We start from the raw sequence: 13,161 nt of genomic DNA on the forward strand, positions 1-13,161 counted from the left end.
GAACAAGAGCCTATGGCTGCTTTCCGGCTCCTGTAGGCTTAACAGGCTGGACCGGTTTCCTTCGGCCGCTGGACGGAAGACTACCGCCTTCCGCTTCCGAATCTTCCGGGTACCAGGGATTCAAGTGGACAAGGACTTCATCTACAAGAGGAAAGGCGTCAATGATGGCGTATTTGATGGAACGGCCTATATCGTGGCCTTCTTGGATAGTCAGGCTTCCGGAAACCGAGAGACGCAAATCGACGGTAATGTACTGGCCGTGTTCCCGGCCGCGAATCTTATCGATGCGCCTCACTTCGGGGGCTGCATGCACCAGCTCCGTAATGGCTTGAAGCATCTCCGGCTTAATGCTGTGATCCATCAGGATATCGAGGGATTCTTTGCCCATCTCATAAGCCAGCTTCATGACAAGGATAGACACGATCAGGCCGGCAACAGGGTCGCCATAGGTTAGCAAGTGGATTCCATTCCATTTTCCGATCAGGGCGAGGAAAATGCCGATAACCGCAGCGAGGGAGGCATATACGTCGGCTAAATGATCTTGGGCGGTGGCGATTAGTCCTTTGCTGTTGATCGAACGGCCCACCCGCATGGTGTATATGTACAGCCACATTTTCCAAATAAGAGAGATGGCAGCAGCGATTAAAGCAAGGATATGCGGGGTTCCAGGCGGCTCGATCATCGCCACGACGGCGTGATATCCCATGTAAACGGCGGCAATGGCCAAAATCAGTGCGATGACCGCCGCCCCCAGCACTTCGGCTTTGCCGTGGCCGTAGGGATGGTTTTCGTCAGCCGGGCGGTTTGCGATCTGCATGGAACTTACGGCGGCTCCCGATGCAATCACATCTCCTGCGTTGTGGACGCCGTCTGCAATCAGCACCTGGCTGCCAAATAGCCAGCCGACGGCAAGCTTCATTACCGTAAGTAAAACATTGCTGATGAGACTGATCCACGCCGCTATCATCGGTGAAGCTTTGCTTGAATTCAAGGACGCGACCTCCTAGCTCTGGTGTTAATTTATCCCTTGCCAGGGATAAGTATACTGATAAACTCATTAAACCGCCAGGCGTGCCGAGTGCCGAAACTGGAACCAATGGGCGCCCCTCACATACACTAGGGGTAAGAACCCTGCAAAGGATGTCTGCCTATGCCTTCGATTGTGGGTAACATCAAGATTCTAAGTGTGGGGCCGAGTTCTATCGTTCACATTGGCGACTCACTTGTTTTGAATCCAATCAGCACCTCAAAAACCTATGCCGGATCCGGTTCGTTCAATACTGGCGATCTTCCCGTAACAAATAATGCGATTAGCTCTACTAACACGAACGATAACGACATAAAGGATCAAAATGCGGCTAAAGTAGGTGGATTGTGAATCTGACGGTTCATCAAAGCATCGTCATTCATCAGTTGAGGGTCGGTGATGTTACCAGTGCTTCTGTTTTTCAAATTGGCGCGGCGGGTTCGATTAAGTCGTTAGCCAGCACCAGCGATACCGGCCATTTTATGGGAGGGCTGCAACGCCGCTGCCGCCTATCGTCGTTCCTCTTGAAGCTCCATCTGGAGGTGGCGGTGGCGGTGGAGGGGCTAGCCGGCCGGAATTGCTGGTAGAGACGATTTATGAGATTCCTCTTCCTGAGCCCCGTTAGTCAACCCCTACATCAAACTCGCTCATGCTTTCTCCCCTTTCCCCATAAGGATAGGTGAGGAGGAGTGAAGGATGAAAGATTGGCAAACCTGGCTTCGATTCTTTTATGACCAGACAGCCTGGCAGAACAAAAAGCTGCTGGAATTGGAAAGTCAACTACTGGCCATGAAGGCGCAACTGGACCGGATCGAAGCCGCCTGCGGACAGCCGCGAATCGGACACATCGATTATCATTTCGACCAACTAAAGGTAGAAAAGCTGGAAGGCGAGCTGCATATCGGCATATCTCCGGGATCAACGGGATTGCTGGATGAACTTAGCGTGAACGGGAAAGAAGGCTTTGACGTCCATGTCTATCCGCAAGAACCTCCTCAGGGTCCTGCAGATGGCATGGACTATAGGACATCTACAGGCGCTCAGCCGGCGGATGATCCTTCTCTTGACCCTTTTGCCATGGTTTATCGCTATATCGATGATGAACTGCCTGGGAAGATAGCGGAGTTGGAAGGCTCTCGGGGGTTGCTTCTTGGCGATCAGTATCGCGGATGGATGGCTAGCGATCTGCGCAAACAAGTGGATGCGCGTATCCGCCATTATATGCAGAGTGAAGCCGCAAGAAGCCCCGAGGCCGGTCCTGCTCAGGTTGTGCCGGTCGTAACGGATAAGGTGAAACGCGATCTGGAGGATGCGGTGCTTCGCCATCTGGCGGAGTTGGCGCCTAGGGAAACGCATAAGGAAACTCCAGAGTAATCCATTTCATGGGAGGCGGACATGATGATTTTTCAAGTGGTGAATAAGGAAATTTGTATCGGCTCCATACGGACACTGGCCGTTGCCAGTAGTTCTCTCTTTCTCGTGGGCGATACGCACAGCATCAACCTTTCATCGACAATCGATACGCCTCCAGAATCCGTCGGTCCTGTTGCTCCCCTGCCAACTGAAGAAGAGTAAAATACATGCGGTCCTCCATAATCGGCGGTGTAAAAATAAACGCTGTGCTCAATGCGTCTGTCGTTTTTTTCGGCGATAATCTGGTCATTACCCCACGAGCGAGGGTTTGGGCTTTGCGTAGGGATATCCCCACCTTCGGCGGTACGGAGGGCAGCATTGCGGCGTATCCCTTCTTCCGGAGAATCGCTCCCCATCAAGCTCCCGGAGGAGAGCCGGATATGGTTAAGCGGGACGATTGCCCCATTCGCGTGGGCCTCGTAAGGGTAGTAAGTGTATCCACTTCGTCGGTTTTTCAAGTGGGTTCAACGAACGCGATTGATTCTGTCGTCTGGATTAAGCATTTCCGGCAGTTGGCCAATTGGAAGCCGCCGGTTTAAAAATCTGTTAATATTGGCACTAGTAAAAGATTCGACACAAGCTGTACAATTACTCAAGAGACAAACGTTCTTGAGGAAAGGACAATCGGACATGGCAAAATTGTATTACCGTTACGGAACGATGAACAGCGGCAAATCGATGGACATTTTAAAAATCGCTAACAATTATGAGGAGCAGGGTAAGAAGGTGTTGATCTTCACTTCATCTTTTGATACCCGCCACGGGATCGGCAAAGTAACGTCCCGGGTAGGCTTCCAACGGGAAGCGCTTCTTCTGGGAGATGACCTTCTCGATGTCGTATCGGAACAAAAACCGAACTGCGTCATTGTCGACGAGGCTCAATTTCTCTCGGAAGATCAAGTGGACAAGCTGGCTTTCATTGTCGACAATATGAGCATTCCGGTGATGGCCTTTGGGCTGATGACGGATTTTCAAGGGAAGCTCTTTAGCGGCAGCAAGCGCTTGTTGGAACTTGCAGACCGCATCGAGGAAGTGAAGACCATCTGTTGGTATTGCGACAGCAAAGCCCGTTTCAACACCCGGTTCAGCAATGGACGAGCTGTCTTTAAAGGAGAGCAAATCGAGCTGGGGGGCAACGATAAATATTTGCCGCTCTGCCGAAAATGCTACATGAAAGAGCAAGAGCGTTCCGAAGCGGAAGCGAAAAGCAAGAAGGAAGAGCAACCGGCCGGCTCCAAATAAAATAAAACAGTGAGGCTTATCCGTGGGTCATTCTGCAACGTCAGGATGCAAATGGACAAGCCTCATTTTTGTTTATGCAAGCGGCGGTTTGTTAGTGGCCGGGACACTTCGTTCCCAGCAGCCGGTCCATCGTGGAAAAAGGGCGATAGCTGGCTTTTTCCTCCGGCGCCAGCGTGCAGACTTTATCGTAGCAACTGCGGCATACTTTGCTGCCGGCAGCGCTGATCAGCTTTTCGCTCAGGCCTCTTTGCAAGAGCTGTTCGTGATAACTCAAAACGTATACATCATCGACGTCTACCGCTGAGCGTCCTACCACCACCAAAGCGATATCGCCTTGAAATTCGGGGTCGTTGCGGAACGTGGCCAGTTTGTTCAGGCGCCGTGCCAGCTCTTGGTACTTGCTCGTATGGGTCTCCGACAAGTGGCCCGCCAGTATGATTTTGTCTGCCAGAGGGTGCCGCAGCGCTTGCTCAATTTCCGGATACAGCCGGGTCTCGGCAATCTGCTGCTTGGTCAGGCATTTCAACACGCGCTCCCGGAATTCTCCGAGAAACTGATTTTTTTCCTCCCGGTGCAGTTCAGGGGGGCCATGCAGACCGGATTGAATCAAGTTTTCCAATTCGCTGCGGGAAGATGCACCGCTCAGGGCAATCTCGTTTTCAAGTTTGTTGATATCCGGCTTGTCCGGCATATGGAATCTCCTCCAATGGATGGTGGATTGGCGTATGGAACAGCCTATCCTCTTAGTATCACTGGAGACGGGAAAGTCTTCAATAGCTGGGGATTTGGCGATTATGACAAAACCATGGCGAAATCGATGGATTCGCGCTAATTTTTCAGAATATCACAGTTTTAAACGGCGCCTAACCAGCTCAGACGGGAAAGCGCCTGTTCCGTCTCGCGAATCAGTTGCTCCATCACCTGAGCCGCTGGTTTTTCCTCTTTGATCAGCCGGGTTGCTTGACCCGCCCACAGGGCCATGTATTCCGCTCGTTCCTGCTCCTCCGCCGCCTGGCGGATGTCTGACGTAAGTTCGGCTTGAAGCGGATGGGGAGGAAGATCAGCAGCGGCATAATCCGACAGCTCAACGACATATTGATTGCGAATCAGGCGGGCGGAACGCCCGGTGTACAGGGAGGAAACGATTGTACTCTCTTCCATGCTGGCGACGACGGCATCTTTGTAGCGAGGGCTGGCGCCGCTTTCGGCAGTGGGCAGGAAGACACTGCCCAGCTGCACCCCGGCTGCGCCTAAAGCCAGCGCCGCTGCGATGCTGCGACCGCAGGAGATGCCGCCGGAAGCGATGACCGGCACGCTGAGCTCATCCGCGAGGCTCGGGATGAGCGCCATGGCGCCGATCATCCCTTGGTCGCCGGTGCCGAGGAAGGTGGCCCGTTCGCCGCCAGCTTCGCTGCCCTGCCCGACGACGAGATCGATGCCCTGCTCCTCCAGGTGGACGGCTTCCGCCACGGTGGTGGCGGTGCCGATCAGCACCGTGCCGGCGCTTTTCAAGGCATCGATCCATTCCGGGGGCAGGACACCGGCGGTGAAGCTGACGGCCGGCACCTTCTCGGCGGCGATGGCGGCCAACTGCTCGCGGAGGCGCTCTTCGGCAGCGGCGATGAGCGCCTCCGGACCGCTGCCGCCTGGCGCTGCCGTCACCAGCCCGAGCCCCAGCTCCTTCCGGTATGGTTCAAGCCGCTCCTGCATCTTTGCAATCCGGCTTGGATCCAATACGAAGGGCTGGGGCACATGAACGTTGACGGCAAAAGGCCGGTCGGTGCCACGCCGGATTTCGCGGATGGCCCGGATGATCGCTTCGGGGTCCATTCCGGAAGCGCTCAGTGTGCCGAGGCCTCCTGCGCGGGAAACGGCGGCGGCAAGAGCGCTGCCGGCGATCCCCCCGTTCATGCCGGCTTGAATAATCGGATAGGTGATGCGAAGCCGCGAAGTAAACGCATTGACGTTCCACATTCTAAGAAGCAACTCCCAACCGCATGAATTTGAGGGTTCTGAATCAAACTTAAGGGGGAAGGGGACGTTTTCCTGCCAGATGTGCTGTTAACTTTTACACAACAACAAAATTTCACGGAATAAAGCGGTTTCTTTGATTCCATTTACACATTTCCTCAACATTTGTCGGGAAATGTGATATATTTTTTTTTGTGCTTACATAAACCCTTAACAATTTAGTTCAATCGATGCATACCACATAAAAAAATCACTGGGAGGGTCAACGTGACTGCTATCATCATCATTGTATTTTTGGCGCTCGCCTTCGACTTTATTAATGGGTTCCACGACACAGCCAACGCCATCGCGACGTCGGTGTCCACGAAAGCGCTGCGTCCCCGGTTCGCCATCTTTTACGCGGCGGTGCTTAACTTCCTTGGAGCACTGCTTTTTGAGGGGGTTGCGAAGAATATCGGCGGCAACATTGCCGACCCCTTTAAAATCCCCCATGGGACACATATCATCATTGCAGCGCTAATTTCCATGATCCTTTGGAATTTGCTCACCTGGTATTTCGGCATTCCGTCATCCTCGTCCCACACCCTTATCGGCTCGTTGGTTGGCACGGTAGTAGCGGGCGCAGGCTTCGACGCCGTTACCTGGCACGGTTTTACCAAGATTCTGCTGGTTCTGGTGCTGTCTCCTGTCATTGCCTTTATCGCAGGTTACATCGTCCTTCATCTCATCCGTTTTATTTTAAAATTGGTCGGCAAAACGTCGCCTGGGAAAATCAATCGCGGCTTCCGCTTTCTGCAAATCTTTTCAGCCGGTTGGCAGGCGTTCTCCCACGGCACCAACGACGCGCAAAAAGCAATGGGGATCATCGTGTTCGCCCTCGTTTCCCAAGGCTATTTGACGGAGATGCATGTTCCGATATGGGTCAAGCTGGCCGCGGCCTCCTCTATGGCCCTTGGTACCTCGGTAGGCGGCTGGAAGATCATCAAGACCGTCGGCCAGAAAATCGTCAAAGTGGAGCCGATGAACGGCTTTGCTTCCGACTTGACGGCATCGACGGTGCTCACCGTGGCTACCCATTTCGGCATGCCGCTGTCGACGACCCACGTTATCACCTCTTCCATCGTCGGTACCGGAACGGCCCTTCGCCCACGCTCAATCAATTGGGGAATTGTCAGACAAATGGTGCTGACTTGGGTGATTACGATTCCGATCTCTATGGTCATCGGATATGTGATTTATCAATTGATTTTCGGTTTGTTCGCTTAACTGCAATATTTTACGGATTAAACCGCCATGATATGAACAGGCTGCCGCCGATACTCCTAACCCGGCAACGGGTAATAGAGGGTATAGGCGGTTTTTATATCGCCTAATCCTATCCTATGACAGCGGGAGATTCGGCATGGGACAACACCTTCATGCGATGCAAAAATTACAGGACACCTACGCCAGTCAGTTGGGCTTGTGTCTTGTGCTGACAGGGAAAAACGGTCGATTCATGACGAGAGCCTCCGGTGAGGCGAAAATAATCAAGTGGCTGGAAGACCCCGGGCATCCGGGGATGCTGCGTATGGATTTGCGGCAACTGGCTCATCACAAGCGGGAGCCGGGATGGCCCTTGGAAACGGAATACAAGCCCGGGATCAAAGCTCTGGTAGTGGAAATCCCTGCAGACGACTCCGAAGCCGCTGTGTTATGGGCTTGTTTTTTCACGGAAGCTCGGGCTAGGCGATCTTTACGGAGCTATTATGAGCAAGACGTAGACGCGGCTTTCCTTTACCGGGAACTGCGGAACGTCATGCCCGAGTGGAATGGAGAAAAGAAACGGCAGGCGCTGGATACTTTGTCCGGTATGGCCGAAATCGCCTCCGTGCTCTTGAGCGCCGACAGGCAGCAAAATCAGGGCAAAGGTCAGTTGTCCGCATTGCGTGACATGGCCTTCTCCTTCGACAGAAAGGGCGGCAATCTGCGGGAGACGGTTGCGCCGTATTTTGATCAGCAGCAGGAAATTGACTTTATCGGGATTGCCATAAAACGGGACGATACGCATTATCAGGTTCAAGAAACGCTGGGAGACGCTAGCTACCGCCTCAGAGGCGCCGCTTTCTCATCGGGGGAAGGCTTTCTCGGCCAGACGGTCAGTACCGGGCAGCCGGGATTATGGGGCGGGGTCCGGCGTGATCCGCGAGTGCAGTTTTTCACGCAGAACAACCTATACCCGGAGTCTCTTTTTTGTTTCCCCATCATGCAGGAGGGGGCGTCTGTCGGCGTTTTATTCGGCGGCAGTGCGGTGAAGGCCAATCTTTCCGAGGAGATTTACGATTTTGGGCGGACATTGGCGGCGATGCTAAGCTCGCGGTTCATTTTCCAGGCTTTGCAGGAGGAACGGGACCGGCTATACCTGCGGCTGTCCATGCTGGTGGAGCTTTCCCGCGCGCTCGCCGAGGCTCGGGAAGTCAAGATGGTCTTGCTCATGCTGATCGATATGAGCCTGCAACTGACTCAGGGCGATTTTTCCGCCGTGCTGATGCCGGGGACGGAGCGTAAGGCGAAGCTATTGTCCCGGGGGCTGGCTCAGGGCACAGCGGAGTCGTACATGCAAGAGCTTGCCGGGCGCTATGATGACTTTATTGCGGGTCATTCTTTTTTCGGGGAAGCCCGCTTGACGGAATATAACGGCATTCCGGTACTGGAATGTCCGCTGGTTTACCACTCTCGATTGATCGGCGTGCTGAGCTCAGGTCTAGTGCGGCGCAGCGATTTTGATCAGCTTCGCGGATATATGCAAGCCTTGTGCGCGACGGCAAGCACTGCCGTTCACCGCCTTGAAGCGGAGGGAGAGTCGGATGATCGGGACGCCGTCCAGCTCTTGGCTCTGGCGACCCGCCGCTGGAGCGGGGAGGATGGCCGGCTGGAGGAGAGCGCCGCGAAAACGGCCCGGGAATTCGCCCGGGAGTTCGGGTTGCCCGAAGGTGATGTTAGATTGGCTGGGGAAGCCTGCCTGATCGCCAGTTATGATGCGGCAGTTTTGCGGGATGCGGTGGGGGAGGAGCTTGCTTCTATTGCTCTGGAGGTGCAGGATTGCCGCGAAGAAGAAAAAGATCAAGCAGAAACGGAAGGATTCTCCTGGCGGGAAGCGAGTCAAATCGCAGCTCTCGCCCTGGAGAGCGCTTATGGCCAAAGTGGTCATACCCGCCGCATGTCCCGGGTGAGATCAGCTTTGCGCGACCAATTCATGGCTTTTATGGAGAAGAAAAATCAGCTTGCCGCCAAATTGATCCTTAACGAAACAGCGGAGCAGGAGGAGTTGAGGGCTCCGATCCAGGCTGTAAAGGATTTACATGTGCTCTCCGGTCGCGAGGAAGAAGTTCTGGAGCTTGTTGTGACGGGAGCCAGCAACCGGGAAATCGCCGAAAAATTATATATTTCCGAGCATACCGTGAAAAATCATATGACCAGCATTCTTCATAAACTGGGGGTAAGCGACCGGGCGCAGCTCATCGCAACCGTTTATCAAATGGGATTCTCGCCGCCTCAGAATTAGCATAAATCGGGCGGTCCATCATGCTGCAATAAAAATTGGATGATTTTGTCGTTCTGCGCGTGTCGGAAATGCTTTTTCTGGCTAAGTAATTATCAAATGCATAGCGAGGGCAAAGGCATGATCCGAAGAAAGGAGACTCCTGATGGCAACTAAGCGAAACGCAGAACCCTATTCAACCGTCGCCGCTCACTTTTGCAAAGAGAACGGGCAGACCTATTTTTTGTTGAAACGCCTGAAAGCTCATGACAAATTCATATATGAACAATCGCTGCGATCCGCCTATTACAGCCTGCTGCTGGCTCGGGGGCTCGGATTATCCGGCAAGGAGCAGGAAGTGGTATACCGATCTGCCTTATTGGCGGACATCGGAAAGCTGCAAACGTCTTTAGGAGCGGATGACGCCCAGGAGCCGCGATTGTCCATTCTCCACCATCCTGTCTACAGTGCGGAATTGCTGCGTCCAATGAGCGAACAAGGGCTGGTGGACGGGGACGGCATTTTGCATCACCACGAAAATCTCGACGGAACGGGTTATCCCTTTGGCGCCATCTGGGAGGATATTAGCCTGACGGCGAGAATTCTTCGGGTAGCGGACAGTTTTGCCGCCATGACCTCCGTTGACCGCAAAACCGGATCTGTGGCGGGTGTGGAGGAGGCGCTGAATGAACTGTACCGGTGGAGCGATGTCCTGTACGACAGCGATTTGGTCATGCTGCTCTGTTATTGTTTTGACAACCTCTTGCCTAATAAAATGAAAGATAAGGGCGGGACCGATGCCGCTGGCGAAACTGGCGTGGTAAGGAAGATTACTCCCTAGCGGCTGGCAAATACGAGCGTTTCGCAGGCTGATGCAGGGCAGCGCGGAGCGCTTTTTTGTTGGTTTCAACGAGAAGGTGATGCTGGCATTGGAAACTTCTATGAAAAATCGTCGTACATACTGTATGAAAAAATAGTCGCAAGTAAAGTGAGGGTGTAAGGCATGTCAATGCTGCAGGCCGACATTGAATCGGCTGGGTATAAAGACCGAAAGGAAGTCATCCGGAACATTCGGTTTGAAGTGCAGCCGGGGGAGCTGGTGGGGCTGATCGGTCCCAATGGAGCCGGCAAAAGCACGACGATAAAAGCATTGCTCGGGCTGCTGCCTGAGATCAAAGGCAGTATTGAGTTCAATGAGAATACCCCGCATTATTCATACATACCGGAACAGCCGCTGTTGTACGATGAACTGACCCTGTGGGAACATCTCGAACTGGCCGCCGCCGCTATGGGACTAGAACGGCAAAGCTTCGTACTGACGGCGGAGCGGTTGCTGCGCAAGTATCGCCTCTATGATGTTCGCCATCATTTGCCTGCCAGCTTTTCCAAAGGGATGCAGCAAAAGATTATGCTCGTGATCGGCTTCTTGCACCAGCCGGACATCTACATCGTAGATGAGCCGTTTATCGGTTTGGACCCTATGGCGATCAAGGATTTTCTGGAGATGCTGAATGAGGAGCTGCGACGAGGAGCGGGCGTGCTCATGTGCACGCATATGCTGGACACGGCGGAGCGGGTATGCGACTCTTTCATCCTGCTGTCGGAAGGGACGATTGTAGCCAAGGGGAACCTGGAGGAGATCAGGCGGGAAAGCGGCTTGCCGGGAGCTACGCTGTTTGACGCCTTCCACAAGCTGCTGGCGACTCAACCGAATGGGGAACGCCGCCCATGAACAGCGCATTAAGTGTCTTTTTACGCCGGGTAAAAAGCAACTGGCGGTTTCAGTGGCAAGTGATCCGCTCCGTCGTGGACTGGTCGGTGGCGATTTATATTGTCATCCCTGGCATTGCTTTTGCGGTTTACGATTACGTGGGCTGGTGGCATCAGGTGCCGGGCTGGTTTGACGGAATACCGCCCCAGATTCTCCGGCCGGTATTGTTTTTGCTTTGTATTAGCGGGAGGACGCGCTATTTTTTGGAGGCGGCGGATCAACTGCATTTTTTTCAAGGGGAAAAGTGGGAGGGCTTCTTTCGGCGGATGGGGGCGATCTATTCGACGATTGTCGGCTTGGTCGTCATGGTGTTCGCATTCTTTGCCGTTGCCCCGTTGTTTCTTTATCAACTAGACATTTCCATTCCGGTTTTAATCCGGGTCTTTGCCTTTGTTTCTTTGTTCCGTTTGCATTTGGCCTATATCTTTCAACTGCTGACCTTGCGAAAAACCGGCTGGCGCATGGTTGTGCGCCGCATGTTGGGCTATACTGCCGCCGGTATTCTGTTTACCGCCGCATTGGGCGTTTTGCAGGATAGTCCTTTATATGGCTGGCTCATTATTGCGGTTACGCTGCTGTTTTTGCCTGCGACGATCACACTTCGCTTCCGTATGAAGGGCGTTCTGCTGGAAGAGGCGGGGCAGGACTATGAAGCCAAATGGCGGTTCGCTTCCTTGGTGTACCGGGATCATATCAAGCGCAGACCCGTGAGTCCGCGGCAACGGCCGCTCTTATGGCGTTCCTCCGGCAGTATCTATCGCCAAAAGAATAAAACCGTGCATCACGCCATGGCGGAAGCGGGCATAAAATCATTTTTCCGCAGCAAATCGAAAGTCCGGATTTACGTAACGATGGTTGCTGTTCTTTCCCTTGGCACCTTATTCACCGGAATCGGTTTTGCCAATTTTTTAATCTGGCTGGCCGGAGGTTGGCTGATGCTGCATTATTGCCGGAATCACTGGCTGGAATTTATGCAGCACCCTTACTTAAGCCTTTTCGCTCGGGAATCGGACCCGTATAGGGCGAAGCGGATGTACCTTTTTGGCGTGGTTATGCCGGGGTTCCTCGTCGTGGGAGCTGCTGCGCTTCTGTTTACGCTCCCGCTCGTCATGGCGCTGGTTTTAGGGGGGCTGGGAATCTACCTTTTACGACATATTACCCGTTTTTTTTAGCGGGAAGCTGCCCAATTTCGGGCATTAGCCGGATGGACAGACGGGTATGAATTCGCTAGTATAAAAAGACAACAAAGATTGCAAGACAGTATCGCAAGGGGGCCCTTTGATGTATCGCGAGTGTGTTTTTTGCGGCCGGGATGAGCGGCTGGACCAGATGATGATCGAAATATGCGACTTGAGCGTTTCTACCTTGTACTTGAATAAAGAACAAACGTATTTTGGACGCTGCGTCGTTGTGTTGAAGGATCATCAGCGGGAGCTGTTTCAATTATCGGAGGAAACCCGCACGAAATTTATGAATGATATCGTTCTTGTCGCAGGAGCCATTGAGAAAGCGTTCCAGCCCGACAGGATCAATTACGGCTGCTACGGAGACTATATGCCCCACCTTCATTTCCACGTCGTTCCGAAGTACAAGGATGGAGAAGCTTGGGGTTTTCCCTTCGAGTTAAATGGGAAACAAATCTTTTTGAACGATGAGCAGTATATGGGCATGATCGAAAAACTAATGAAGTACATGGAGTTCACTCCAGTTAGCTGAACCCGAAAAACAAAAACCGGAAGCAGTCACCTCTGCCTCCGGTTTTTGTATGTTTTGAGCTGGAATGAGGAACGCTAGACCCACTATTCGCGAGAGGGGAAGGTCGGCATGTCCTCCATTTTTTTTCAATTCGACGATATCCAGGCCATTCGTTCGGCTGCCGGTACGTTAAGCGAGCTCGGCTATCCGGTGCAATTCCTGCTGCAGGTACCCATTGAAACGGCCAACCTCAGCGCTGCGCTGGACATCTCCCAAGCCTGCGGCGGCCGATTGGCGGAAGTGACGGAGCCTCTGCATTTCGCTTTGGCGGAGTCCGCGATGCTGCAATCCGCCTACAACCTGGGCGGGATTCAGGTTCCGGCTCACACCGTTACGGAAGATTTTTCGGAAGATTATATGCATCCCGCTGCAGGCTCGATAGGAGAGAGTGGGGAACCGTCGGTGCAGATTTGATCAACTGTTACGACCTGATTCCATGATCAGACAACTCCATAAATTCAA

The 13,161-nt window shown here is 53.3% G+C and carries 16 protein-coding genes; 13 read left to right on the forward strand and 3 right to left on the reverse strand.

Translation table 11 applies throughout. The annotated features are described in order from the left end of the window. Positions 1 to 10 precede the first annotated feature (10 nt). On the reverse strand, positions 11 to 967 hold the full coding sequence (locus tag TJ79_RS07015; protein ID WP_052339369.1) for a cation diffusion facilitator family transporter: 957 nt from the start codon (positions 965 to 967) through the stop codon (positions 11 to 13). A gap of 183 nt (positions 968 to 1,150) precedes the next feature. On the opposite strand from TJ79_RS07015, the gene TJ79_RS07020 reads away from it, so the two are divergent. The 6 genes from TJ79_RS07020 (at position 1,151) to TJ79_RS07045 (ending at position 3,682) form a co-directional block, all read left to right on the forward strand. Next, complete coding sequence (locus TJ79_RS07020) at positions 1,151 to 1,378, forward strand: spore germination protein (protein ID WP_040949578.1); 228 nt, start codon at positions 1,151 to 1,153, stop codon at positions 1,376 to 1,378. Beyond that, the gene (locus TJ79_RS07025) at positions 1,375 to 1,614 is read left to right on the forward strand and encodes a spore germination protein GerPB (protein WP_040949579.1); all 240 of its coding nucleotides are present in this window, start codon (positions 1,375 to 1,377) and stop codon (positions 1,612 to 1,614) included. Before TJ79_RS07020 ends, TJ79_RS07025 begins: the two co-directional genes overlap by 4 nt. 109 nt (positions 1,615 to 1,723) lie before the next feature. Further along, entirely contained in the window at positions 1,724 to 2,401 is a 678-nt protein-coding gene (gene gerPC / locus TJ79_RS07030; RefSeq protein WP_040949580.1) for a spore germination protein GerPC, read from the forward strand. 24 nt (positions 2,402 to 2,425) lie between these two features. Next, positions 2,426 to 2,602: a hypothetical protein gene (locus tag TJ79_RS07035; RefSeq protein WP_040949581.1), complete on the forward strand. Its 177-nt coding sequence runs from the start codon at positions 2,426 to 2,428 to the stop codon at positions 2,600 to 2,602. A gap of 5 nt (positions 2,603 to 2,607) precedes the next feature. Further along, a complete protein-coding gene (locus TJ79_RS07040; protein WP_040949582.1) occupies positions 2,608 to 2,979 on the forward strand; it encodes a spore germination protein GerPE in 372 nt (123 codons plus the stop codon). 91 nt (positions 2,980 to 3,070) lie between these two features. Further along, the gene (locus TJ79_RS07045; protein WP_052339356.1) at positions 3,071 to 3,682 is read left to right on the forward strand and encodes a thymidine kinase; all 612 of its coding nucleotides are present in this window, start codon (positions 3,071 to 3,073) and stop codon (positions 3,680 to 3,682) included. A gap of 91 nt (positions 3,683 to 3,773) precedes the next feature. Here TJ79_RS07045 and TJ79_RS07050 read toward each other — a convergent pair whose 3' ends face one another. Both TJ79_RS07050 and TJ79_RS07055 read right to left on the reverse strand, forming a co-directional pair. After that, positions 3,774 to 4,373, reverse strand: a complete 600-nt coding sequence (locus tag TJ79_RS07050) for a YueI family protein (RefSeq protein ID WP_040949583.1) — start codon at positions 4,371 to 4,373, stop codon at positions 3,774 to 3,776. A gap of 161 nt (positions 4,374 to 4,534) precedes the next feature. After that, complete coding sequence (locus TJ79_RS07055; protein ID WP_040949584.1) at positions 4,535 to 5,656, reverse strand: NAD(P)H-dependent flavin oxidoreductase; 1,122 nt, start codon at positions 5,654 to 5,656, stop codon at positions 4,535 to 4,537. Positions 5,657 to 5,920: 264 nt separating this feature from the next. Between TJ79_RS07055 and TJ79_RS07060 the strand changes: the two genes are divergently transcribed. The 7 genes from TJ79_RS07060 (at position 5,921) to TJ79_RS07090 (ending at position 13,113) form a co-directional block, all read left to right on the forward strand. After that, positions 5,921 to 6,919 carry an inorganic phosphate transporter gene (locus TJ79_RS07060; RefSeq protein ID WP_238322858.1) on the forward strand — a complete coding sequence of 333 codons (999 nt, stop codon included), beginning with the start codon at positions 5,921 to 5,923 and terminating at the stop codon, positions 6,917 to 6,919. 136 nt (positions 6,920 to 7,055) lie between these two features. After that, on the forward strand, positions 7,056 to 9,197 hold the full coding sequence (locus tag TJ79_RS25765; protein ID WP_052339357.1) for a LuxR C-terminal-related transcriptional regulator: 2,142 nt from the start codon (positions 7,056 to 7,058) through the stop codon (positions 9,195 to 9,197). A 142-nt stretch (positions 9,198 to 9,339) separates the two neighbouring features. Beyond that, positions 9,340 to 10,014 carry an HD-GYP domain-containing protein gene (locus tag TJ79_RS07070; RefSeq protein WP_052339358.1) on the forward strand — a complete coding sequence of 225 codons (675 nt, stop codon included), beginning with the start codon at positions 9,340 to 9,342 and terminating at the stop codon, positions 10,012 to 10,014. A gap of 162 nt (positions 10,015 to 10,176) precedes the next feature. Continuing rightward, complete coding sequence (locus TJ79_RS07075) at positions 10,177 to 10,905, forward strand: ABC transporter ATP-binding protein (protein ID WP_040949586.1); 729 nt, start codon at positions 10,177 to 10,179, stop codon at positions 10,903 to 10,905. Further along, positions 10,902 to 12,116 (forward strand): ABC transporter permease, encoded by a 1,215-nt coding sequence (locus TJ79_RS07080; RefSeq protein ID WP_040949587.1) that lies wholly within the window; start codon positions 10,902 to 10,904, stop codon positions 12,114 to 12,116. Before TJ79_RS07075 ends, TJ79_RS07080 begins: the two co-directional genes overlap by 4 nt. 109 nt (positions 12,117 to 12,225) lie before the next feature. Continuing rightward, positions 12,226 to 12,660: an HIT family protein gene (locus tag TJ79_RS07085; RefSeq protein WP_040949588.1), complete on the forward strand. Its 435-nt coding sequence runs from the start codon at positions 12,226 to 12,228 to the stop codon at positions 12,658 to 12,660. Between the two features lie 108 nt (positions 12,661 to 12,768). After that, a complete protein-coding gene (locus TJ79_RS07090; RefSeq protein WP_040949589.1) occupies positions 12,769 to 13,113 on the forward strand; it encodes a hypothetical protein in 345 nt (114 codons plus the stop codon). Positions 13,114 to 13,161: the final 48 nt, after the last annotated feature.

The organism is Gorillibacterium massiliense, from assembly GCF_000455485.1.
Lineage (GTDB): Bacteria > Bacillota > Bacilli > Paenibacillales > NBRC-103111 > Gorillibacterium > Gorillibacterium massiliense.

Excerpts from the sequence above, each read along its gene's own strand:
- TJ79_RS07070 (WP_052339358.1), top strand. The coding sequence starts at position 9,340 with ATGGCAACTAAGCGAAACGCAGAACCCTATTCAACCGTCGCCGCTCAC.
- TJ79_RS07080 (WP_040949587.1), top strand. The coding sequence starts at position 10,902 with ATGAACAGCGCATTAAGTGTCTTTTTACGCCGGGTAAAAAGCAACTGG.
- TJ79_RS07090 (WP_040949589.1), top strand. The coding sequence starts at position 12,769 with ATGTCCTCCATTTTTTTTCAATTCGACGATATCCAGGCCATTCGTTCG.
- TJ79_RS07035 (WP_040949581.1), top strand. The coding sequence starts at position 2,426 with ATGATTTTTCAAGTGGTGAATAAGGAAATTTGTATCGGCTCCATACGG.
- TJ79_RS07040 (WP_040949582.1), top strand. The coding sequence starts at position 2,608 with ATGCGGTCCTCCATAATCGGCGGTGTAAAAATAAACGCTGTGCTCAAT.
- TJ79_RS07020 (WP_040949578.1), top strand. The coding sequence starts at position 1,151 with ATGCCTTCGATTGTGGGTAACATCAAGATTCTAAGTGTGGGGCCGAGT.
- TJ79_RS07055 (WP_040949584.1), bottom strand. The coding sequence starts at position 5,656 with ATGTGGAACGTCAATGCGTTTACTTCGCGGCTTCGCATCACCTATCCG.
- TJ79_RS07050 (WP_040949583.1), bottom strand. The coding sequence starts at position 4,373 with ATGCCGGACAAGCCGGATATCAACAAACTTGAAAACGAGATTGCCCTG.
- TJ79_RS07085 (WP_040949588.1), top strand. The coding sequence starts at position 12,226 with ATGTATCGCGAGTGTGTTTTTTGCGGCCGGGATGAGCGGCTGGACCAG.
- gerPC (WP_040949580.1), top strand. The coding sequence starts at position 1,724 with ATGAAAGATTGGCAAACCTGGCTTCGATTCTTTTATGACCAGACAGCC.
- TJ79_RS07045 (WP_052339356.1), top strand. The coding sequence starts at position 3,071 with ATGGCAAAATTGTATTACCGTTACGGAACGATGAACAGCGGCAAATCG.
- TJ79_RS07075 (WP_040949586.1), top strand. The coding sequence starts at position 10,177 with ATGTCAATGCTGCAGGCCGACATTGAATCGGCTGGGTATAAAGACCGA.
- TJ79_RS25765 (WP_052339357.1), top strand. The coding sequence starts at position 7,056 with ATGGGACAACACCTTCATGCGATGCAAAAATTACAGGACACCTACGCC.
- TJ79_RS07015 (WP_052339369.1), bottom strand. The coding sequence starts at position 967 with ATGATAGCGGCGTGGATCAGTCTCATCAGCAATGTTTTACTTACGGTA.